Origin of the sequence: uncultured Aliiroseovarius sp., assembly GCF_947492455.1 — a bacterium.
Taxonomy (GTDB): Bacteria; Pseudomonadota; Alphaproteobacteria; order Rhodobacterales; family Rhodobacteraceae; genus Aliiroseovarius.
This window is the reverse complement of record NZ_CANLNB010000001.1, coordinates 406264-425149: the sequence shown is the minus strand read 5'-3', so window position 1 is coordinate 425149 and position 18886 is coordinate 406264. Positions and strand designations below refer to the sequence as shown.

20 protein-coding genes are annotated in these 18886 nt (G+C 59.2%); 9 read left to right on the top strand and 11 right to left on the bottom strand.

Annotated features, from left to right (window positions below; genetic code table 11):
* The first annotated feature begins 4 nt into the window (after nucleotides 1-4).
* The gene (trxA, locus tag Q0677_RS02125) at nucleotides 5-325 is read left to right on the top strand and encodes a thioredoxin (protein WP_133485203.1); all 321 of its coding nucleotides are present in this window, start codon (nucleotides 5-7) and stop codon (nucleotides 323-325) included.
* A 70-nt stretch (nucleotides 326-395) separates the two neighbouring features.
* On the opposite strand, the gene Q0677_RS02120 is transcribed toward trxA, so the two are convergent.
* Complete coding sequence (locus tag Q0677_RS02120; protein ID WP_298905463.1) at nucleotides 396-998, bottom strand: L,D-transpeptidase; 603 nt, start codon at nucleotides 996-998, stop codon at nucleotides 396-398.
* A gap of 169 nt (nucleotides 999-1167) precedes the next feature.
* Here Q0677_RS02120 and Q0677_RS02115 point away from each other — a divergent pair, with 169 nt between their 5' ends.
* A complete protein-coding gene (locus Q0677_RS02115; protein WP_298905462.1) occupies nucleotides 1168-1662 on the top strand; it encodes a CAP domain-containing protein in 495 nt (164 codons plus the stop codon).
* Between the two features lie 48 nt (nucleotides 1663-1710).
* Here the strand turns inward: Q0677_RS02115 and Q0677_RS02110 are convergent, their stop codons facing one another.
* From Q0677_RS02110 to Q0677_RS02090, 5 genes are read right to left on the bottom strand one after another with little or no spacing between them, the layout of a single operon-like run.
* The gene (locus Q0677_RS02110) at nucleotides 1711-2205 is read right to left on the bottom strand and encodes a L,D-transpeptidase family protein (RefSeq protein WP_298905461.1); all 495 of its coding nucleotides are present in this window, start codon (nucleotides 2203-2205) and stop codon (nucleotides 1711-1713) included.
* 33 nt (nucleotides 2206-2238) lie between these two features.
* Entirely contained in the window at nucleotides 2239-3462 is a 1224-nt protein-coding gene (locus tag Q0677_RS02105) for a class I SAM-dependent RNA methyltransferase (RefSeq protein ID WP_298905460.1), read from the bottom strand.
* Nucleotides 3459-4604, bottom strand: a complete 1146-nt coding sequence (locus Q0677_RS02100; RefSeq protein ID WP_298905459.1) for a CCA tRNA nucleotidyltransferase — start codon at nucleotides 4602-4604, stop codon at nucleotides 3459-3461. Before Q0677_RS02100 ends, Q0677_RS02105 begins: the two co-directional genes overlap by 4 nt.
* Nucleotides 4601-5206 (bottom strand): CoA pyrophosphatase, encoded by a 606-nt coding sequence (locus Q0677_RS02095; protein ID WP_298905457.1) that lies wholly within the window; start codon nucleotides 5204-5206, stop codon nucleotides 4601-4603. Before Q0677_RS02095 ends, Q0677_RS02100 begins: the two co-directional genes overlap by 4 nt.
* Nucleotides 5190-6191: an Hsp33 family molecular chaperone HslO gene (locus Q0677_RS02090; RefSeq protein ID WP_298905456.1), complete on the bottom strand. Its 1002-nt coding sequence runs from the start codon at nucleotides 6189-6191 to the stop codon at nucleotides 5190-5192. Before Q0677_RS02090 ends, Q0677_RS02095 begins: the two co-directional genes overlap by 17 nt.
* Before the next feature lie 70 nt (nucleotides 6192-6261).
* On the opposite strand from Q0677_RS02090, the gene Q0677_RS02085 reads away from it, so the two are divergent.
* Entirely contained in the window at nucleotides 6262-6705 is a 444-nt protein-coding gene (locus tag Q0677_RS02085) for an NUDIX hydrolase (RefSeq protein WP_298905455.1), read from the top strand.
* Here Q0677_RS02085 and Q0677_RS02080 read toward each other — a convergent pair.
* A complete protein-coding gene (locus Q0677_RS02080) occupies nucleotides 6687-7919 on the bottom strand; it encodes a SpoIIE family protein phosphatase (protein WP_366940939.1) in 1233 nt (410 codons plus the stop codon). The genes Q0677_RS02085 and Q0677_RS02080 overlap by 19 nt on opposite strands.
* Before the next feature lie 221 nt (nucleotides 7920-8140).
* On the opposite strand from Q0677_RS02080, the gene Q0677_RS02075 reads away from it, so the two are divergent.
* The gene (locus tag Q0677_RS02075; RefSeq protein WP_133485217.1) at nucleotides 8141-8455 is read left to right on the top strand and encodes an Hpt domain-containing protein; all 315 of its coding nucleotides are present in this window, start codon (nucleotides 8141-8143) and stop codon (nucleotides 8453-8455) included.
* On the opposite strand, the gene ilvA is transcribed toward Q0677_RS02075, so the two are convergent.
* On the bottom strand, nucleotides 8452-9699 hold the full coding sequence (gene ilvA / locus Q0677_RS02070) for a threonine ammonia-lyase IlvA (RefSeq protein WP_298905450.1): 1248 nt from the start codon (nucleotides 9697-9699) through the stop codon (nucleotides 8452-8454). The genes Q0677_RS02075 and ilvA overlap by 4 nt on opposite strands.
* A 220-nt stretch (nucleotides 9700-9919) precedes the next feature.
* On the opposite strand from ilvA, the gene Q0677_RS02065 reads away from it, so the two are divergent.
* The 3 genes from Q0677_RS02065 (at nucleotide 9920) to Q0677_RS02055 (ending at nucleotide 12485) form a co-directional block, all read left to right on the top strand.
* Nucleotides 9920-10732, top strand: a complete 813-nt coding sequence (locus Q0677_RS02065) for a hypothetical protein (protein ID WP_298905448.1) — start codon at nucleotides 9920-9922, stop codon at nucleotides 10730-10732.
* A 140-nt stretch (nucleotides 10733-10872) separates the two neighbouring features.
* Entirely contained in the window at nucleotides 10873-12120 is a 1248-nt protein-coding gene (locus Q0677_RS02060) for an argininosuccinate synthase (protein ID WP_298905446.1), read from the top strand.
* Between the two features lie 77 nt (nucleotides 12121-12197).
* Nucleotides 12198-12485: an SCP2 sterol-binding domain-containing protein gene (locus tag Q0677_RS02055; RefSeq protein WP_298905445.1), complete on the top strand. Its 288-nt coding sequence runs from the start codon at nucleotides 12198-12200 to the stop codon at nucleotides 12483-12485.
* Nucleotides 12486-12491: 6 nt separating this feature from the next.
* Here the strand turns inward: Q0677_RS02055 and Q0677_RS02050 are convergent, their stop codons facing one another.
* Nucleotides 12492-13364, bottom strand: coding sequence for a ribokinase (locus Q0677_RS02050; RefSeq protein ID WP_298905444.1), 873 nt, complete (start codon nucleotides 13362-13364; stop codon nucleotides 12492-12494).
* Nucleotides 13365-13538: 174 nt separating this feature from the next.
* On the opposite strand from Q0677_RS02050, the gene Q0677_RS02045 reads away from it, so the two are divergent.
* Entirely contained in the window at nucleotides 13539-14555 is a 1017-nt protein-coding gene (locus tag Q0677_RS02045; protein ID WP_298905442.1) for an isocitrate/isopropylmalate family dehydrogenase, read from the top strand.
* Between the two features lie 171 nt (nucleotides 14556-14726).
* Nucleotides 14727-16943, top strand: a complete 2217-nt coding sequence (locus Q0677_RS02040; RefSeq protein ID WP_298905440.1) for an NADP-dependent isocitrate dehydrogenase — start codon at nucleotides 14727-14729, stop codon at nucleotides 16941-16943.
* Nucleotides 16944-16994: 51 nt separating this feature from the next.
* Here Q0677_RS02040 and Q0677_RS02035 read toward each other — a convergent pair whose 3' ends face one another.
* Complete coding sequence (locus Q0677_RS02035) at nucleotides 16995-17858, bottom strand: hypothetical protein (protein WP_298905438.1); 864 nt, start codon at nucleotides 17856-17858, stop codon at nucleotides 16995-16997.
* Between the two features lie 42 nt (nucleotides 17859-17900).
* On the bottom strand, nucleotides 17901-18869 hold the full coding sequence (locus Q0677_RS02030; protein WP_298905436.1) for a glutathione S-transferase family protein: 969 nt from the start codon (nucleotides 18867-18869) through the stop codon (nucleotides 17901-17903).
* Nucleotides 18870-18886: the final 17 nt, after the last annotated feature.

The following is an 18886-nucleotide window of genomic DNA, read 5'->3' as shown; positions in this document are numbered from 1 at the left end:
ACACATGGCAACCGTCGCTGTCACCGATGCCACCTTTGACGCAGAAGTCCGCAACTCGGACATTCCCGTAGTGGTCGATTTCTGGGCCGAATGGTGTGGCCCTTGCAAACAGATCGGCCCGGCTCTGGAAGAGCTGTCGACCGAGTATGAAGGCAAGGTCAAAATCGTGAAGGTAAACGTGGACGAGAACCCGAACTCGCCGGCTCAGATGGGCGTGCGCGGCATTCCGGCGCTGTTCATGTTCAAAGACGGTCAGGTGATCTCGAACAAAGTGGGCGCTGCGCCGAAAGCTGCCCTGCAGTCGTGGATCGACGAAAGCGTCTGATCCCGGCACACAACCAAAAGAAAAGCCCCGCAGATTGCGGGGCTTTTTTCGTTTCTGGCGTGGCCTGCGGTCAGATCAACAGAACCTGCGCGCCATTCTTCGTCAGGGCGAACAGCTCGGCGATGTGTTCGTTATACAGGCCGATGCAGCCGTTTGACGACTGACGCCCGATCTTGCGCGTGTCGTGCGTTCCGTGAATCCGGTAGTACTTCCAGCCCAGATACAGCGCATGGGTGCCCAGCGGGTTGTCGGGGCCGGGGCCAACAAAGGCGGGCCATTCCGGGTTCCGCTTGCGCATCGCCGGGGTCGGTGCCCAGGATGGACCTTCCACCTTACGGATCACGCTGGTGCGACCGCGCCGGGTCAGGTCTTCGCTCAGCGGGACCGAGGTCGGGTACAGGCGGTAGATCGACTGATCTTCGGACCAATAGTGCAAACAGCGCGAGCTGATATCCACCAAGATCACACCGTTTCGGGTGTTGCTGAAATAGGGCTGCCAATCCAACGTGCGGAAGCTGGAGATGTTCCGCTTCACCACCTCGGTCAGGTCACGCTCAACTTCGGTCGAGTTGTCAAACTGCGCAAGTGCGGGCGACGCCACACCACCCGCAGCGGCGGCAACACCGGTCAAAAATGTACGCCGGCCAATCTGTGTTTTGGGGGTGTCATTCATATCGCCACTCCAATCAACTAACTTGTATTCACGTATCCTATATTGCGCGACAGCATCAGTCGCAATTCAAACCGGCGTGAATCGGCAATATCACGCAGCCGTTGTTTGAATTCGCTTCATAGTGTCTATAGTGAAGCGCCTGAACAAGATTATTTTGATGAGAGTACCCATGCGCGCGATTTTGTTGGCCTTGGCCGCAGCAACAGCTTTGACAGCTTGTACGACCAACACTGGCAATATCGGGGACGGCACACGCGTCTACCGGATTTCGTCCTCGCAAACTTCGCGTATCCAGTACCGGATGCTGGATTCTGTAAATGAACTGCGCGCAGCATCAGGTGCTGTGCCCTTACAGCTGAACAGCCAGTTGAACGCCGCCGCCAAGACCCACGCACAGGATATGGCCGTGCAAAACCGCCCGTGGCATTTCGGCTCGGACGGCTCATCCCCGCTGGATCGCGCCAATCGCGTGGGATACCCGGGGCTTTATCTGGGCGAGACGATTTCTGAGACCTTCGAGAGCGAGCTGACCACCCTGTCAGCATGGATGGCAAACCCCGACACGCGCCGCATCATCATGGATCCGCGTGCCCGCAACATGGGGTTCTCGTGGCATCAAGAAGACAACGGCAAGATTTGGTGGGTTCTGGAAACCGGCGCCTAAGCCACTCCGATACAACAAAAAAGCCCGCCTAATTCGGCGGGCTTTGTCTTAGGGATGGATGTCGATGACCGTTCCCAACCGCACCATCGTATAAATCTCGCGCATCTCGCGGTTCGTGACCGAGATACAGCCCGCCGTCCAATCCGGACCATTGGGATCCGTGGGGCGCGGACCACCGTGAATGAAGATCTCGCCCCCCGGAGGCTTTCCGCGCGCGCGGGCATACGCCACGTCTTTCCGGTTCGGATAGGAAATACCGATCGACAAATAGAAGGCGCTGTTGGGATTGCGGCGATCAATGACATAGCGCCCCTCGGGCGTCTTGCCGTCGCCTTCGAACTGCTTGTGCCCATTGGGGGCAAAGCCAAGGTCGATATTATAGCGCTTCAGGATCTTGGTGCCGTGCAGAAGATACATTTTCCGGGCACCCTTGTTCACCACGATCCGCGTGACCTCGGGCCCGTCATAACGGGTTACCTTCTCGCCGCAGGACGCGGTGAAAAGAAGGGCAAGCACTGCTGCGATTGCGACGACGATCCTCATGGGGCACCCGTTGTTTTATTGGGCAGGTCCGACTTATTTGCGCCGGAAACTGGCCACCTGCTCGGTATGTGTGGACCATCGGAACTGGTCCACGACCTGTAACCACTCCATTTCAAACCCTGCATCAAGCAAAATTTTGGCATCTCGCGCAAAACTGATCGCGTTACATGACACCATTGCCACAACCGACAGGTCCGACGCCGCAATCTGTTCGATTTGCGCCTCGGCCCCAGCGCGCGGCGGGTCGATGACTGCGGCGTCAAACCGGGTCAGGTCTTCGGCGTAAAGCGGGTTTCGGAACAAATCGCGGGTTTCGACGGTCACTTTGTGCAGACCTTTGGCGTGCCGCCAGCCCGCATCCAGCGTTTTCAACATGCTGCCCTCGCCCTCGACCGCGTGCACAACGGCGTTTTCCGCCAAGGGCAACGCAAAGGTGCCGCAGCCAGCAAACAGGTCCACAATGTGATCGGCACCGCCAACGGCCTCGCGCACGGCAGCCAGAAGCGCGGCTTCGCCTTCGCGGGTGGCTTGCAGGAACGCACCGGGCGGGGGCGTCACGGCGGCGGCCCCAAAGCTTTGCGTCGGCGGGGTTTCCATCGCGATCACTTCGCCGTCCCACGACAGGTGGGCGAAACCAAACCGATGTACAGCCTGCCCCAACTGGGATTCAAGCGCGCGGTCCAGCGGTTTGCCACCCGTGACCGACACATCCAGACCCACGTCCGAGACCGTCGCGTTGATCGACAGCTCGCCCTTCCGCGAGCCGCCAATCACGGTCAGTTCGCCCAGTGCGGGCAAGGCTTGCAGGATCTCGGGGTGGATCAGATGACAGTCCGAAATCTCGGTGATTGTGCCAGACCGGCGGCCATGAAAGCCAACAATCGGCGCCTTCTTGCCCCGTCGCGCGGACAGCACAGCCCGGCGTCTAGAGCGCGCAGGCGAGGTGTGGATGGGCCTAAAATCAGTCTCTATTCCATGGGAATTCAGCGCAGTGCGGACAATATCGGTCTTCCATCCCGCCACGAACTCATCCGAGGCATGCATCAACGAACACCCCCCGCAGGCGTTGTAATGCGGGCAAGCGGGTTTGACCCGATCGGACGAGGGCGTGACGATCTTCGGCGTCTCGATCCGGTCGCCCACAACGTCACCGCGCACGACTTCACCCGGCAGGGTGCGCGCCGCAAAGATCGGTCCGTCGGCGATCCCATCGCCCAGATGACCCAGACGGGTGATGGTGTGAGTCACGTCACTCATTTCAACAGCTCCTCGCGCGTCAGGGTAAAGCCAGACGCGATCCAACGGGTTTCGAGTTCGCGCAGTTTCTCGCCCAGCGCGGGGCCGGAAAAGTCGGGCATCAGGTCGGCAGGTTTGATGGGGAATTTGGCCGCAGCTCCAGCGTCAATCTGGGTGTCCAGCCCATCTGGCAGAGGTATTTCGAACATCACAGCGCGCAAAAGCGCGATGTTGCGCGCTTGGTCGGCGCCCAACCGGAACGCCAACTCGCCAACCGAAGCGGACGACCCCATCCCATCGCGCAACTCGTCTAGCTGCTTTGCTTGCTTCTTTGACAGGCGGAATGCCTTCGCGACGCCCTGCCCACCCAACAGCGCTAGACGGCGCAGCGGGTCTGTCGCCAGATCGGCCTCAAGATGCACCAGAACCGCCAGTTTCGAGGCATCCGCACCGGACAAGATCCGCGCCAATACGCCCGACTGCGCCATCGCCGCCATCGCGGGCGCGGGGTCAGGCGCGGAGAGGATTTTCAGCATCTCCAACCCAACACGTTCCTTCGAAAGCGTCTCTAATCCATCCAAATTCGCCGCACAGGCGGCCAAACCGTCAGGATCAATACCTGCAGTTTCATCGCCATACCACGCATGAAACCGGAAGAACCGCAGTGTGCGCAGGTAATCCTCGCGGATCCGCTCGCCCGCATCATCAATGAACCGCACCCGGCGCGCATTCAGGTCGGGAAGCCCGCCCAGCGGGTCCAAAACCTGCCCGGTTGGATCGGCATACAGCGCGTTCATCGTGAAATCGCGGCGATGTGCGTCATCCTCGATCCGGTCCGAGAACGCCACGACCGCACGACGCCCATCCGTGTGAACGTCTTTGCGATAGGTCGTAATCTCATACGGTTCATGGTCGATGACAATCGTCACCGTGCCGTGCTCAATCCCGGTGGGCAACGCACGCAGACCGGCAGCTTCGGCCAACTCCATCACCCGCGCGGGCAGCGCATCCGTGCACATGTCCAGATCCGAGATCCCAACCCCCAACAGGTCGTTGCGCACGCACCCGCCGACGAAATAGGCCTGATATCCCGCATCGGCCAGCAAGGCACAAACCCGCTGCGCGCCCGGGTCGTTGATCCAATCTCCCTGAATACGCGTCATTGCGCCAGCCTTTCGGCCAATGCGCGCAACATCCGCGCGGTTGCGCCCCAGATATAGTACGGGCCAAGCGGCACAGTTTCGTACCAGCGCATTTGACCCTGCCAATACCGTCCTTGTCTGCTGAACTTGGCCAAGTCCGCGACGTGGTCGAAAGGCACACGGAATGCTTCCTCGACCTCGCCGGGTTCTACGATTGGGGTAAACTCGGTGGTCACCAAGCCCAAGACGGGGGTCACGGTGAAGCCGGTGACGGTCTCGTGCTCCGGCAATTGGCCCAGAACCTCGACATTCGTGGGCTGCAGACCGATTTCCTCATGCGCCTCGCGCAAGGCGGTGGCACGAATATCAGTGTCTATTTCGTCCCGTTTGCCGCCCGGAAAGGCAATCTGCCCCGGGTGATGTTTCAAGGCCGAGGACCGTTTGGTCAGCACCAGTTCCAACCCGGTTCGGGTTTCGACAAAGGGCATCAAAACGCCCGCGGGGCGCAGTTTTCGCCCGGCCAAAGGCTTCACGCCGGGCGACAAATCAAAGTCCGAGCTTCCCGTCCCCGGCAGGGACAGGGCCGCCCGAAGGCGCGCGATTTGATCAGGCGCTGTCACCATCCACGCCCTTCGCATCCTTGCCAACGGTAGCCGGATCCAGATCGTAATGCGCCCCGCAGAACTGGCAATCGGCCGTCACACGACCGTCGTCATTTGTCATATGGCCGATATCCCGCTCGGAATAAATCGACAGGCTGTCGCGCACACGCTGTTCGGAACAGGGGCAGCCAAAAGTCAGGGGCTGAGGATCATAGACGCGCGGTGCTTCTTCGTGGAACAGGCGAACCAGCAGCTCGGTCGGTTGAACCGAGGGGCCAACGAGCTCCAGTTCTTCGACGGAATCCAACAGGATGTTGGCGCGGCTCCAGTTTTCGCTGTCTTCGTCGTTCAGCAGATCAGCTGGGGCCAGAAGCCCACCTTCGCCCGACCCACCTTCACCCGCCACATGGGGCGAGGATTTCGGCATGTGTTGCAGCATCACGCCGCCCGCACGCCAGCCTTCCTGACCGCCGGCCCAGACCGATTTGCCAAAGGTCAGGTGGAAGCGGGTCGGCAACTGTTCGGACTGTGCAAAATACGCCTGCGCACAATCAGACAACGAATTCCCGGCAAGCGGCGTCATGCCCTTATAGGGCTGCTGGCCTTCCTTTTGCTGGATCAGGATCGCGAAAATGCCTTTGCCGATCTGCGGAAAGCTGGGACCGGTGGGGTCCAGACGCTCTTCGTCATAGCTGGCATAGGCGCGGATTTCGGCGGGTTCGCCCGCCTTTTTCGGCGCGTAGTAATCGGTGGCAATCAAGCGCGCGGGGCCATCACCGCGGATTTGCAGCGACAATTTCCAGCTTTGCTTGATCGTTTGCCCGATCATCGCGGTCAGCATGGCGGCTTCGGCCACCAGCGCTTCGATCGCGGGGGGATAATTGTGTTGGGACAGGATCGTGTCCAGCGTTCCGTCAAGGCGTAGAAGACGCCCGCGGATGTCGCTGTTGTCCAGTTGGAATGGCAGAATGGTGTCATCCCATGCGATTTGAGATCCAAGAGTCATTGGGGTTTCCTATCGGCGTTCAGCTTGGCATACCGCGTCTATATGGTGGCAGCAACCGGATGGAAAAGGGATGATCCGCAGATTTGGCGCTCCGAAGCAAAGAAATCAGGCCTATACTCCGCGACCGGGGGCCTATGCCATCCTTGTACACGGGCGGGATCTGCTGCTGACTCATCAGGGTGGGGAATTCGACGAATACCAATTGCCGGGCGGCGGCATTGATGCAGGGGAAAGCCCGATTGCCGCCCTGCACCGCGAAGTTATGGAAGAAACCGGCTGGACCATTCGCAATCCCGTGCGACTTGGCGCCTATCGTCGGTTCACCTTCATGCCGGAATACGACCTGTGGGCCGAAAAGATCTGCCACATTTTTCTGGCAGTCCCCGTTCGGCAGATCGGTGCACCAATTGAACCGGACCATACCCCGATCTGGAGTACCGCCCCCATCGCCGCAAAGATCCTGCACAGCGCGGGCGATCGGCATTTCGTCCGGTCCTATGTCGGGGACTTGTAAGTCACCATCACACAGGACAGATCATCGCCGAATTCTTCCCCGCCGGCATAGCGATCCAGATCCCAGACCATCGCGTCAAACAGCATCTCGTTCGTCAGACCGCTGTTTTGTTCAAGGATCTCGCCAAACCCTTGTTCTTCAATCTGTTCTTTCTGCGTGTTTTCGCATTCCGTGAAGCCGTCTGAATAGAAGATCAGCCGCTCTCCGGGGTGCAAATTCAGGGTTTGGCGTTCGAACTCTGCCGCCGAAATTAGGCCGATCGGCATTCCGCCATCTCCGATGAATTGCGCCCGGCCGGATCGGTTCAGGATCACAGCATTTGGGTGCCCGCATTGGGTGAACTCGACTTGGCCGGTGGACATGTTCAGATAGCCAAACAACATCGTAAAATAGTGCTCGGACAGCATGTCCTTGGTCAGAAGCGTGTTCAGCTGGGTCGCGACCATTTCCGGAGGTTGGCGGCGGTGGTCGCCATCTTCACGCTCGATTAAGGCAATGTTGTGCGTGGGCGACCCTTCGGACAGGTAGGACGCAAGCCGTGCAGTCAACAGCGCCGAGGCGATCCCGTGCCCGGACACATCAATGGAATAGAACGCGATGTGGTCTTTTCCGGCATCAAAGAACCCCACCAGATCGCCGCCCACATGGCCGCAGGGTTTCAACAGCACGGACACCTCCGCCCGGCCCCAGTCGCGGAACGATTCCCGCACCAAGGACTGCTGCATTTTCCGCGCCTCGACCAGATCACGATCCAGCGAATCATAGAGCGTTTTCAGCTCTGCCAGCGCCGAGGACACCAGCCGGTTGGTTTCCTGAAGCTCCCGCTCCATCGACAGAATGCGCCCACCCGCCGCGATCCGCGCACGCAGTTCATCCGGATTGAAGGGTTTGGCCAGGAAATCGTCCGCCCCCACATCCAAACCGCGCGCCACCGCGTCTTTGTCGGATTTCGACGTCAGCAAAATGAAATAGACATAGCCCTTCGCATTGTACGCCCGAATAGCCTTACACAGCTCCAGCCCGTCCATACCGGGCATCATCCAGTCGCTCAGGACCAGATCGAAGTCCTGCGCGGCGAACAGCTTGATCGCTTCCAGCCCCGATCCGGCCTCGGTCACCTGATAGCCTTGTTTCGCCAGTGATCGCGACATCAGGCTGCGTTGGGCGCGGCTGTCGTCAACGACCAGGATGCGCTGAATCGAATCAGGCCGCACTGCGTTGTTTTGCACAGTGCTTGCGCGGATTGCCTCAGTGTTATGTGGTTTTGCTACGCCCAAGATTGCCCCGAGAACTCTTCATAAATACGATATTCTGGATCATCTTTAGGGCGCCCGATTTAACAGGTCTTTAAAGTTAAAATTCGACCTTATCTATAATTATAACAGTATGTTAACCTGCATCGCGCATGATCACCGCGGACAGATAGGAGCCGCTCATGATCGACTGGGGCCGCGTGAATGAACTGAAAGATGAAATCGGGGAAGAGGATTTCGGCGAAGTGGCCGAGATTTTCCTGGAGGAAGTGGACGAGGTGATTGCCCGTCTGAAATCCAGCCCAGACCCCGCGCAGTTCGAACAGGATATGCACTTTTTGAAAGGATCGGCCCTGAATTTGGGGTTTCGGGATCTCTCTGTGATCTGCGGACAGAATGAACAGGCCGCGGCAAACGGTCAGGCACACCAGATCCAGCTTGATCCGGTTTTCACCACCTATGACCAGTCCAAGGCCGAGTTTCTGGCGACCTGCTAGACCACGAATTCAGCGATGGTTTCATCATCCGTAATGTCCGAGAAGGCAAAACCGCTCTCTTCCAACCGCTGCTCGAGCAGGTCGAAGTTTTCGGGCTTGCTGGTTTCGATGCCCAACAGGACGGATCCGAAATTGCGCGCACTTTTCTTCATGTACTCGAACCGGGCGATGTTGTCGTCCGGACCAAGGATCTGAAGGAAATCTTTCAGCGCACCGGGGCGTTGCGGCAGGCGCAGCAGGAAATATTTCTTCAAGCCGGCAAAGCGCTGGGCGCGCTCTTTGACATCGGGCAGGCGCTCGAAGTCGAAATTTCCGCCGGACGTGACACAGACAACCGTCTTTCCCTTGATCTCGTCTTTCAGGTCTTTCAACGCATCAATGGACAAAGCACCGGCAGGTTCCAGCACCACGCCTTCGACATTCAGCATGTCCAGTATCGTCAGGCAAATGCGGTCCTCGGGAACGTCGAGTACATGCGCCGGATCAACATCCTTCAAAACGTCGAAGGTCAGATCGCCGATCCGGGCCACGGCAGCGCCGTCAACAAAGTTGTCCACCGCATGCATGGTCACGGGCCCGCCCGCATCCAATGCCGCTTTCAAACTGGCGCCGCCCAAAGGCTCGACATAGCGCAGGGCGGTTTCCGGCGCGGTTGCGCTGAGATACTTGGTAACGCCCGACGACAAACCGCCGCCCCCAACAGGCAGAATGACAAGATCCGGCGCGCGGCCAAGCTGCGACACAATCTCGGCGGCGACGCTGGCCTGTCCTTCGATCACATCCGCATCGTCAAAGGGCGACAGAAAATGACCGCCCTCGGTGGCGCAATATTCCTGAGCAGCGGCCAAGGTGTCGTCGAAATAGTCCCCAACCAAGCGGATTTCGATGTTGTCGCCGCCGAAAATACGGGTCTTCTCGATTTTTTGCTGAGGCGTCGTCACAGGCATGAAGATCACACCACGCACGCCAAAATGGCGGCTGGTATAGGCCACACCCTGTGCGTGGTTGCCCGCCGAGGCGCAGACGAACAGATCGCGCGTCGGGTCCGCGGCCAAGGCCTTGCCCATCGCCGTCAGCGCGCCCCGGATCTTGTAGCTGCGCACCGGGCTGAGGTCTTCACGCTTCAGCCAGATATCGGCCCCATACATCGCAGACAGATGATCGTTTCGCTGCAAGGGCGTGGCGGGAAACAATGCGCGCATCTGCTGTTCGGCAACGCGGGCTCTTTTCAAAAAATCGTTCATGCGTGATCTGTCCATCAAGTGGTGCAGCTTGGCAAGTCAAACCCACAAACGGACGCCTTAATGATGCCTTAAGGTTGTGTCTGATTGGAAACAGTCACCCCTAACCCGGCGGAATTGTGCGCATATTTACATAAAATGCTTGCGAGTTTCCCCTGACCCTTTAGCGTGCCTGTTCTATCCTAGCGAGGCCCCCAAACTCTGAACTCACGGAGAGAGCGTAATGAAAACACTTACCAAAGCCGTCATGACAGCACTTGTCACCACACTTGCTGTACCCGTTGCAAGCACGTCGATCATGCTTGTCTCCGCCGAACCTGCGCTCGCCAAAGGTAAGGACAAGGACAAAGAAAGAGGTGGCGGCAAAGACAAAGACCGCGGCGCCAAATCCCGAGGTGCAGACAAACCCTCCAAGCCTTCGAACGGAAATGGTGCGGTCCGCAGCACGCTGAAAGGGGCGAATGCCTCGAACGCAAGCGCACGCGCTCTTGAAGTTGCCAGCCCAAACAGCCGCGTTGGTAAAGCTGCGGCCTATCGCGACGCAACGATCACCGCAGAAGAAACTGCAGCTACAGCCGAGGCAGCAGCTGCTGCTACTGAGGCCCATAAAGCAAACGATCCGGGTATCACTGAAGCGGATGCTCAGGCAGCGGTCGATGGGCTGAATGACGACCTGACCACACTGAACGGCGAAAAGACCGCCCTTCAGGACGAGCTTGATGCGCTCAACGAGAAAACCGAGCTGACCGAAGAAGAGGCCGCCCGCGTTACCGAACTGGAAGGCGAACTGGCGACCAAGGACGGCGAGATCGCGCAGACTGAAACCGATCTGGCAGCTGCACAAGATGACCTTGCAGAAGTCCAAGCCTTTGAAGAAGAGCTGGCACGTCTGGAAGCTGAAGAAGCAGCTGCTGCTGCTGAAGCTGAAGCCGCCGCAGCAGCCCAGCACGACTCGCTTCTGACGCTGACCGATGGCCGCGACATTTCCGGCGACGAGGCCGCCATGGACGAGCTGCACGGCAACCTCGGGCTCTGATCCGATCCGCCACTACGCATAAAATTACGAAGGGCGGTCCATTGGGCCGCCCTTTTCCATGCAGAACACGCCCGCGCATCCTTGCTCTTTCCCTTAAAAACATATAATCGCCGCGCGATACGCTCGTGAAAGGGAAACCGATGATTTCGTCCAATACCGCACCGCAAAAGGCGCCTAAGAAAGTTGTTCTGGCCTATTCCGGTGGCCTTGATACCTCGATCATCCTGAAATGGCTGCAGACCGAGTATGGCTGCGAAGTGATCACCTTCACCGCTGACCTTGGTCAGGGCGAAGAACTGGAACCCGCACGCAAGAAGGCCGAGATGCTGGGCATCGCGCCTGAAAACATCCACATCGAAGACCTGCGCGAAGAATTCGTCCGTGATTACGTCTTCCCGATGTTCCGCGCCAACGCGCAGTATGAAGGCCTGTACCTGCTGGGTACTTCGATCGCACGTCCGCTGATCTCGAAGCGTCTGGTGGAAATCGCCGAAGAGCACGGCGCAGATGCCGTCAGCCACGGCGCAACCGGCAAAGGCAACGACCAGGTGCGTTTCGAACTGGCCGCCTACGCGCTGAACCCCGAGATCGTCGTGATCGCCCCGTGGCGTGAATGGGATCTGGGCTCGCGCACCAAGCTTCTGGACTTCGCCGAGAAGAACCAGATTCCGATCGCCAAGGACAAACGTGGCGAGGCGCCGTTCTCGGTCGACGCGAACCTGCTGCACACCTCGTCGGAAGGGAAAGTTCTGGAAGATCCTGCCGAGGACGCACCGGATTACGTCTATCAGCGCACCGTGCACCCGGAAGACGCGCCGGACACGCCCGAATTCATCGAGATCGAGTTCGAAAAGGGTGACCCCGTTGCCATCAACGGCGAAAAGATGTCGCCCGCGACCATCCTGACCGAACTGAACGAATACGGTCGCAAGCACGGCATTGGCCGTCTGGATCTGGTGGAAGGCCGCTATGTCGGTATGAAGTCGCGCGGCATCTACGAGACCCCCGGCGGCACCATCCTGCTGGACGCCCACCGTGGCATCGAGTCGATCACCATGGACCGCGGCGCGATGCACATGAAAGACGAACTGATGCCGCGTTACGCCGAGCTGATCTATAACGGCTACTGGTTCTCGCCCGAGCGCGAGATGCTGCAAGCCGCCATCGACCACTCGCAGGAACACGTCACCGGCACCGTCCGCATGAAGCTGTACAAAGGCCTGGCCCGCGTGGTTGGCCGCTGGTCGGATCACTCGCTGTACTCGGAAGAGCACGTGACCTTCGAAGAGGACATGGGCGCCTACGACCAGACCGACGCCGCCGGCTTCATCCAGCTGAACGCCCTACGTCTGAAGCTGATCGCGATGCGCAACAAACGCGTCAAGTAAGCTCGCGCCACGTCACAGTGGACCAATTCAAAACGCCCCCGTATCACGCGGGGGCGTTTTTACTTAAGGACCCCCCCATGCCCCTGACCCCTATCGTCGAGAAGATCGAACGCGGCCTAACCAAGGTGTCGTTCGAGGATAGCCTGAAGTTAGATTGTGGTGAGGACGGCGTGATTGTGCTGCAAGACGGAGTGGTCTCGCGCGAGGATGCGGATGCGGATTGTACGATTTCCATGTCGCATGCCAATTTGCAGAAGCTGATGAAGGGCGATTTGAACCCAATGACCGCCTTCATGATGGGCAAGATTAAAGTATCCGGCGATGTGTCGATTGCGATGCGGTTGGGGCAGTTGCTGAAGGGCTAATAGAGCCTATTTCTGCAGAAAACGATCCACTTCCTCCCGTTTCGGGATCGCATCTGCGGTGCCGAAACGGGTGACTTTGATGGCAGACGCCGCCGACCCAAACCGCATAGCGTCCTCGGGTGACATCCCCTGATCCAGCCCGGCGGCGACATAGCCGATAAAGCAATCCCCTGCCCCAGTCGTGTCCACAGGCGTGACTGGAAAGGCTGGAACCTGCGCGATTTCCACGCCATTTTCCATCCATACGGCCCCATCAGCCCCTTTGGTGATCAGCACCACAGGCACCGGAAGATCGGCCAGCCCAATGCCCAGCGCGTCGGTCAGTTGCTGCGCCTCGACCGCGTTCAGCACCAGCATATCCGTGACGGGTAACATCGCCTTCGCGTCGTCGGCCACAAAGGGTGCGGCGGAATAGATGACGCGCAGGCCTTTCGACTTGGCCAGCGTTGCCGCCTCGACCGTCAGGGCTGTTTCGTTCTGCAAGATCAGAGTGTCCCCCGGCCCCGCGTCGGACAAAGCCTCGGAAACATGATCACGTGAAAACGTACGGTTTGCGCCGGGATAGAGAATGATTTGGTTCTCACCCTCGGGATCCACCAGAATATTAGCGTGGCCCGTTGCCGCCTGCGCTTGCGTGATGTGGCGCGCGTCGACTCCGGCCTGTGCCAGCACCTCGACACACCAGTCGCCCTCCGGGCCAACCGCCCCGATATGGCGCACCTGCGATCCAGCCCGCGCGCTGGCAACAGATTGATTTGCGCCTTTCCCGCCCAGACCGACAGAGTGCTCCTCCGCCGCCAAGGTCTCGCCCGGCGCGGGCATATGCGGCACGCGATAGAAGTTGTCGATGTTGATGGATCCGAGATTGAATAGGGTCACGCGGCGCCTCCTTGCCTGTCCACGTTAGCGCGCTTGCCCGCAGGTGCAAGTCGCGCGTAGCATGACGGGGAAACGCCTTGTTTTATTCACCTTTCTGAATATCATTTCACTATTGTATTCCATTGTATACCGTTTATATGAGCCCTAAACGCGCTCAACAGCATGGAGAAGACCATGACCAAGATCCAAGCCACTTTGATCCCCGGCGACGGGATTGGCCCCGAAATCACCGAAGCCGTTGTTGCCATCCTCGACAAGATGGGCAGCCCGTTCGAATGGGACGTACAGCAGGCCGGCATGACCGCCTTTGACGCCGTCGGCACCCCCCTGCCCGAAGCGACGCTGGACAGCATCCGCAAAACCAAGCTGGCGCTGAAGGGTCCGCTGACCACACCCGTTGGCGGTGGCTTCAAGTCGATCAACCTGCAACTGCGTCAGGCGTTCAACCTGTATGCCAACGTCCGTCCGACCAAGACGATCAAGCTGGATGGCCGTTTTGACAACGTCGACATGGTGATCTTCCGCGAGAACCTGGAAGGGTATTACATCTCGGACGAAGGGTATATGGAGCACAACGGCGACCCCGAGGGCAAAGTCTTCTCGACTGGCTACAACACCAAAGAAGGCGCCCAGCGCATCACCCGCGCCGCGTTCGAATATGCGCTGGCGAACGGGCGCAAGAAGGTTTCGATCGTTCACAAGGCCAACATCCTAAAGCTGCTGTCGGGCATGTTCCTTGAGGAAGCCCGCAAGATCGCCCAAGAATATGAAGGCCGCGTTGATTTCGACGAACGTATCGTCGATGCCTGCGCCATGCAGATGGTGATGTACCCGGACGCGTTCGACGTGATTGTCACCACCAACCTGTTTGGCGACATCCTGTCTGACCTCGCCGCTGGGCTGGTCGGTGGTCTGGGTCTGGCCCCGGGCGCCAATATCGGCAAAGACGCCGCGATCTTCGAAGCCGTCCACGGATCGGCCCCTGACATCGCGGGCCAGCAGAAAGCCAACCCCTGTGCCTTCCTGATGGCCGCAGGCCTGATGCTGGAGCATGTGGGCAAACCCGAAGACGCCCAGCGCCTGAAGAAAGCTGTGATCGATACCGTACAAGCCAAAGACCGCGTCACGCCGGATCTTGGCGGCACGGGCAACACAATGTCGATTGCCGAAGCGATCATGGATCGCCTGTAAGCAGTTCATTGGGTCGTAGCTTAGGCTGCGACCCTTTTTCTTGGGGCTGTTAGCGCTCCGCCCTTTTTTTCTTCACGGGTTTTGTGTATGGGAAAGGGGAAATCTCACCTTTCGCCGTTCAGGGCAGTGGCCCCCCGGCGAAGTTTTCCGCGAAAAAAGAGGTGTCCTGAAATGACCGATAAATCGCAAGCAGACATTCTGTATACAATTGTAGACGAAGCGCCCGAGCTGGCCTCGGCCTCGTTCCTGCCGATCATCCGCAAATTTGTTTCCGCCGCGGGAATCACCGTTGGCACGCCGGATATTTCGCTGGCTGGCCGTATCATCGCGACCTTCCCCGAGAACCTGACCGACGATCAGCGCCAGTCGGACGATCTGGCTGCATTGGGCGAGCTGGTGAAAACTCCCGGCGCGAACGTGATCAAGCTGCCGAACATCTCGGCCTCGGTCCCGCAGCTGGTTGCCGCGATCGAAGAACTGCAAGGTCAGGGTTACAACATCCCGTCCTATCCGGAAGATCCCACGACCGACGAAGAAAAAACCATCCGCGCCCGTTACGACGGTATCAAAGGGTCGGCTGTGAACCCGGTTCTGCGCGAAGGCAACTCGGACCGTCGCTCGGCCCGCGCTGTGAAGAACTTTGCCCAGAACAACCCGCATTCGATGGGTGCCTGGGAATCGTCCTCGAAAACCAAAGTGTCGTCCATGCCGGGCAACGACTTCTACGCCAACGAAGTTTCGGCCACCATCACCGCCGCTCAGGCAGGTGACGCGAAGATCGAATTCGTCGGCAAAGACGGCGCAACCACCGTTCTGAAAGACGGCTGGCCGCTGGAAGAAGGCACCATCGCGGATGCGACCTTCATGTCGGCAAAAGCGCTGGGGTCCTTCCTGGCCGAGGCCATCGAAGACACCAAGAAAGACGGCACCATGTTCTCGCTTCACATGAAAGCGACCATGATGAAAGTGTCGGACCCGATCATCTTTGGCCACGCAGTCAAAGCATGGCTGGGTCCGGTTTGGGACAAGCACGGTGACGCGATTGCCGCTGCCGGTGGCTCGCCGAACTCGGGTCTGGGTGCGGTTCTGGACGCCATCAACAGCATGGACAACGCAGACGAGATCAACGCGGAAATCGCCGCCTTGGATCGTCCGTCGATGTATATGGTCGACAGCGACAAAGGTATCACCAACCTGCACGTGCCGTCGGACGTGATCATCGACGCCTCGATGCCCGCCGTGATCCGCGCGGGCGGTAAAGGCTGGGACAAGACTGGCGCGAAAGGCGACACCAACTGCGTGATCCCCGACCGCTGCTACGCCACCGTCTATGACGAAACCATCAACTTCTTCAAAGCCAACGGCGCGTTGGACGTAACCACCGCAGGTTCGGTCGCAAACGTCGGCCTGATGGCGCAGAAAGCAGAAGAGTACGGCTCGCACCCGACCACGTTCGAGGCGCCCGCCGATGGCACCATCCGCATCGTGACCGCCAATGGCGACACGCTGCACAGCCACGAGGTTGAAGCCGGTGACATCTGGCGTTCGTGCACCGTGAAGAAAGCGCCGATCGAGAACTGGATCGAGCTGGCCATGGACCGTCAGCGCCTGACCGGTTCGGAAGCGATCTTCTGGCTGGACGCAAACCGCGCCCACGATGCCGAGCTGATCAAATACGTTCAGCCCGCGCTGGAAGCTGCCGGCAAAGCCGACCTGTTCCAGATCATGGCCCCGCGCGAAGCAACCGCGCAGTCGCTGAAAACCATCACCGCTGGCAACGATAGCATCGCCATCACCGGCAACGTGCTGCGTGACTATCTGACCGACCTGTTCCCGATCCTGGAGCTGGGCACCTCGGCCAAGATGCTGTCGATCGTGAAGCTGATGAAAGGTGGCGGTCTGTTTGAAACCGGTGCTGGTGGCTCGGCTCCGAAGCACGTTCAGCAGCTGGTTGAAGAAAACCACCTGCGTTGGGACTCGATGGGCGAGTTCTGTGCACTGGGTGAAAGCCTGAACTTCCTGGCGGACGTTAAAGGCAACGCCAAAGCCGGTGTTCTGGGTGCCGCTGCCGAAGCTGCAACCCAAGGCATTCTGGACAACAACAACTCGCCGTCGCGTAAAGTTGGTCAGCCGGATAACCGCGACAGCCACTACTGGTTCGCCCGTTACTGGGCCGACGCTCTGGCCGCTCAGTCGGACGACGCTGATCTGGCGGCCGAGTTCGCTCCGGTTGCCAAGGCACTGGCAGACGGTGAAGAAGCCATTCTGGCCGAGCTGGCCGCAGCGCAGGGTCCGGCAGCCGATATCGGCGGCTACTATCGCCCCTCGGTCGAACTGAAAGCCAAAGTGATGCGCCCCTCGGCCACGCTGAACGCGATCATCGACTAATACGTCTCTAAATCACCTGAAAACCCCGTCCTTGTGGCGGGGTTTTCTGTTTTAGGGGGTCTGTGTCACGACCCCCGATTGGCGTAAAAACCCGTGTTCCGGAAACCAGATATCGCTGGAGGGCGTCTCATACACGCGGGTGATGAAATCAGCCGACACTCCCTGCCCAAGCATGAACGCCCGATCCCGCGCCTGTTCAGCCTCGATATTAAATCCCGGCAGCCGCTGCGCGTCTTCCAGCAGATAGCTGTGAAACCCCAACCGTGCATCCGGCCCAAATTGCCTCTGCGATCCCGCGATGAACACCAGCGTACAGGCCGAACTGCAGGTGTCCTCCACATGGGTCTGAATCTCGTGTGTCATGATCAGCTTCGCCAACCCGCGCGCCTCGAACACATTGCCGCCGTCACTGGCTAAGGTGATGCGTGTGGGGATCGGCCCTTGCGCCAGTTCCCGGTCCAGCGCCTTGGTCACACCCAACACGATCTGCCCTTGGAATAGAAGGTTTCCGTCAAGTTGTCGCACAATCTGGTATTCAGCCTGCCGTTCTAGCGCCTTTTGCTCGGCAAAACTGGGGCCATCCTCGCCCGGTCGCGTTGCCAAAGCCAAGGCCCACCATTGCGACGCCACGACGAACACGGCGATCACCAAGGCGATCATCCCGCCCCACGTGGGCAGCATCGACCCGGTATCGCGCACGCGCGCGTCAGCGGCGCGGAAATAGCCGACGCTTTGCCACAGCAGGCACAATGCATCGGCGCCAACAAGCGCCGCAGCCGCCAAGATCGAAATCGGGGCGGCGCTGAGAGCCAGCAAAATAAGGGCATAGAGCGTCAGCCGCACGCCGACACCATTCACCCAGAAGCTTTGCCACAGCGGATGCCGCCCACGCAGATGGTTCAGAAGATACCGCATCGGACAAGCCTAGGGCCGTCCCGGCGCGCAAGTCAAACTGCGTCAGAACCGATCGCGATCATGGGGGCGGCTAAAATCAAGCGCCGGGCCTTTCGGCACCACCCGCGTCGGATTGATCGTGTCGTGCGAGTAATAGTAGTGCGATTTGATGTGCTGCATGTTCACCGTCTCGGCCACGCCGGGATGCTGATACAGTTCGCGCAGATAGTTCGAGATGTTCGGGAAATCTTCGATCCGTTTCAGGTTCGTTTTGAAATGCCCGTGATAGACCGCATCGAACCGGATCAGCGTAGTGAACAGTCGCCAATCGGCCTCGGTCAGTTGGCCGCCGACCAGATAGCGGCTTTGGGATAGGATGGTTTCAACGCGGTCCAGTGCCGCGAATAGCGCGTCAAACGCCTGTTCATATGCCTCTTGCGTGGTCGCAAATCCGCAACGATAGACACCATTATTGATGTTTCGATAGACGTCATCGTTGATCGCGTCGATCTGATCCCGCAACGGTTCAGGGTAGAAATCCAGCGTATTCCCGGTCAGCCCGTTGAAGGCCGTGTTGAACATGCGGATGATTTCCGAGCTTTCGTTGCTGGCAATCCGCCCCTGCACCTTGTCCCACAAAACCGGCACCGTCACCCGGCCCGAGTAGTCAGCTTTGTCGGTAGTATAGACCTGATGCATGAAGCTGTGCCCGAACAGCGGGTCGGGGTCGGCGGGGTCGAACTCCCACCCATTCGATAACATATGCGGATGCACGGCGGTCATGCCGATCAGATCCTCAAGCCCTTTCAGCTTGCGAAAGATCAGGGTGCGGTGCGCCCAAGGGCAGGCGAGCGAGACGTACAGGTGATAGCGCCCGGGTTCGGCCTTGAAGCCGCCATCGCCCGTCGGGCCCGCAGACCCGTCCGCCGTGACCCAATTGCGAAACCGCGCGTCTTCGCGTTTGAATGTGCCGCCGGTTTTCTTCGTGTCGTACCACACGTCTTTCCAGACGCCATCTACAAGCTGACCCATTGGTGCCTCCTATACTC

Bases quoted from the DNA above. Each gene is read 5' to 3' on its own strand.
- trxA (WP_133485203.1), top strand. From the start codon at position 5: ATGGCAACCGTCGCTGTCACCGATGCCACCTTTGACGCAGAAGTCCGC.
- Q0677_RS02115 (WP_298905462.1), top strand. From the start codon at position 1,168: ATGCGCGCGATTTTGTTGGCCTTGGCCGCAGCAACAGCTTTGACAGCT.
- Q0677_RS02040 (WP_298905440.1), top strand. From the start codon at position 14,727: ATGACCGATAAATCGCAAGCAGACATTCTGTATACAATTGTAGACGAA.
- Q0677_RS02060 (WP_298905446.1), top strand. From the start codon at position 10,873: ATGATTTCGTCCAATACCGCACCGCAAAAGGCGCCTAAGAAAGTTGTT.
- Q0677_RS02100 (WP_298905459.1), bottom strand. From the start codon at position 4,604: ATGACGCGTATTCAGGGAGATTGGATCAACGACCCGGGCGCGCAGCGG.
- Q0677_RS02075 (WP_133485217.1), top strand. From the start codon at position 8,141: ATGATCGACTGGGGCCGCGTGAATGAACTGAAAGATGAAATCGGGGAA.
- Q0677_RS02120 (WP_298905463.1), bottom strand. From the start codon at position 998: ATGAATGACACCCCCAAAACACAGATTGGCCGGCGTACATTTTTGACC.
- Q0677_RS02055 (WP_298905445.1), top strand. From the start codon at position 12,198: ATGCCCCTGACCCCTATCGTCGAGAAGATCGAACGCGGCCTAACCAAG.
- Q0677_RS02090 (WP_298905456.1), bottom strand. From the start codon at position 6,191: ATGACTCTTGGATCTCAAATCGCATGGGATGACACCATTCTGCCATTC.
- Q0677_RS02030 (WP_298905436.1), bottom strand. From the start codon at position 18,869: ATGGGTCAGCTTGTAGATGGCGTCTGGAAAGACGTGTGGTACGACACG.
- Q0677_RS02045 (WP_298905442.1), top strand. From the start codon at position 13,539: ATGACCAAGATCCAAGCCACTTTGATCCCCGGCGACGGGATTGGCCCC.
- ilvA (WP_298905450.1), bottom strand. From the start codon at position 9,699: ATGAACGATTTTTTGAAAAGAGCCCGCGTTGCCGAACAGCAGATGCGC.
- Q0677_RS02085 (WP_298905455.1), top strand. From the start codon at position 6,262: ATGATCCGCAGATTTGGCGCTCCGAAGCAAAGAAATCAGGCCTATACT.
- Q0677_RS02105 (WP_298905460.1), bottom strand. From the start codon at position 3,462: ATGAGTGACGTGACTCACACCATCACCCGTCTGGGTCATCTGGGCGAT.
- Q0677_RS02035 (WP_298905438.1), bottom strand. From the start codon at position 17,858: ATGCGGTATCTTCTGAACCATCTGCGTGGGCGGCATCCGCTGTGGCAA.
- Q0677_RS02095 (WP_298905457.1), bottom strand. From the start codon at position 5,206: ATGGTGACAGCGCCTGATCAAATCGCGCGCCTTCGGGCGGCCCTGTCC.
- Q0677_RS02065 (WP_298905448.1), top strand. From the start codon at position 9,920: ATGAAAACACTTACCAAAGCCGTCATGACAGCACTTGTCACCACACTT.
- Q0677_RS02110 (WP_298905461.1), bottom strand. From the start codon at position 2,205: ATGAGGATCGTCGTCGCAATCGCAGCAGTGCTTGCCCTTCTTTTCACC.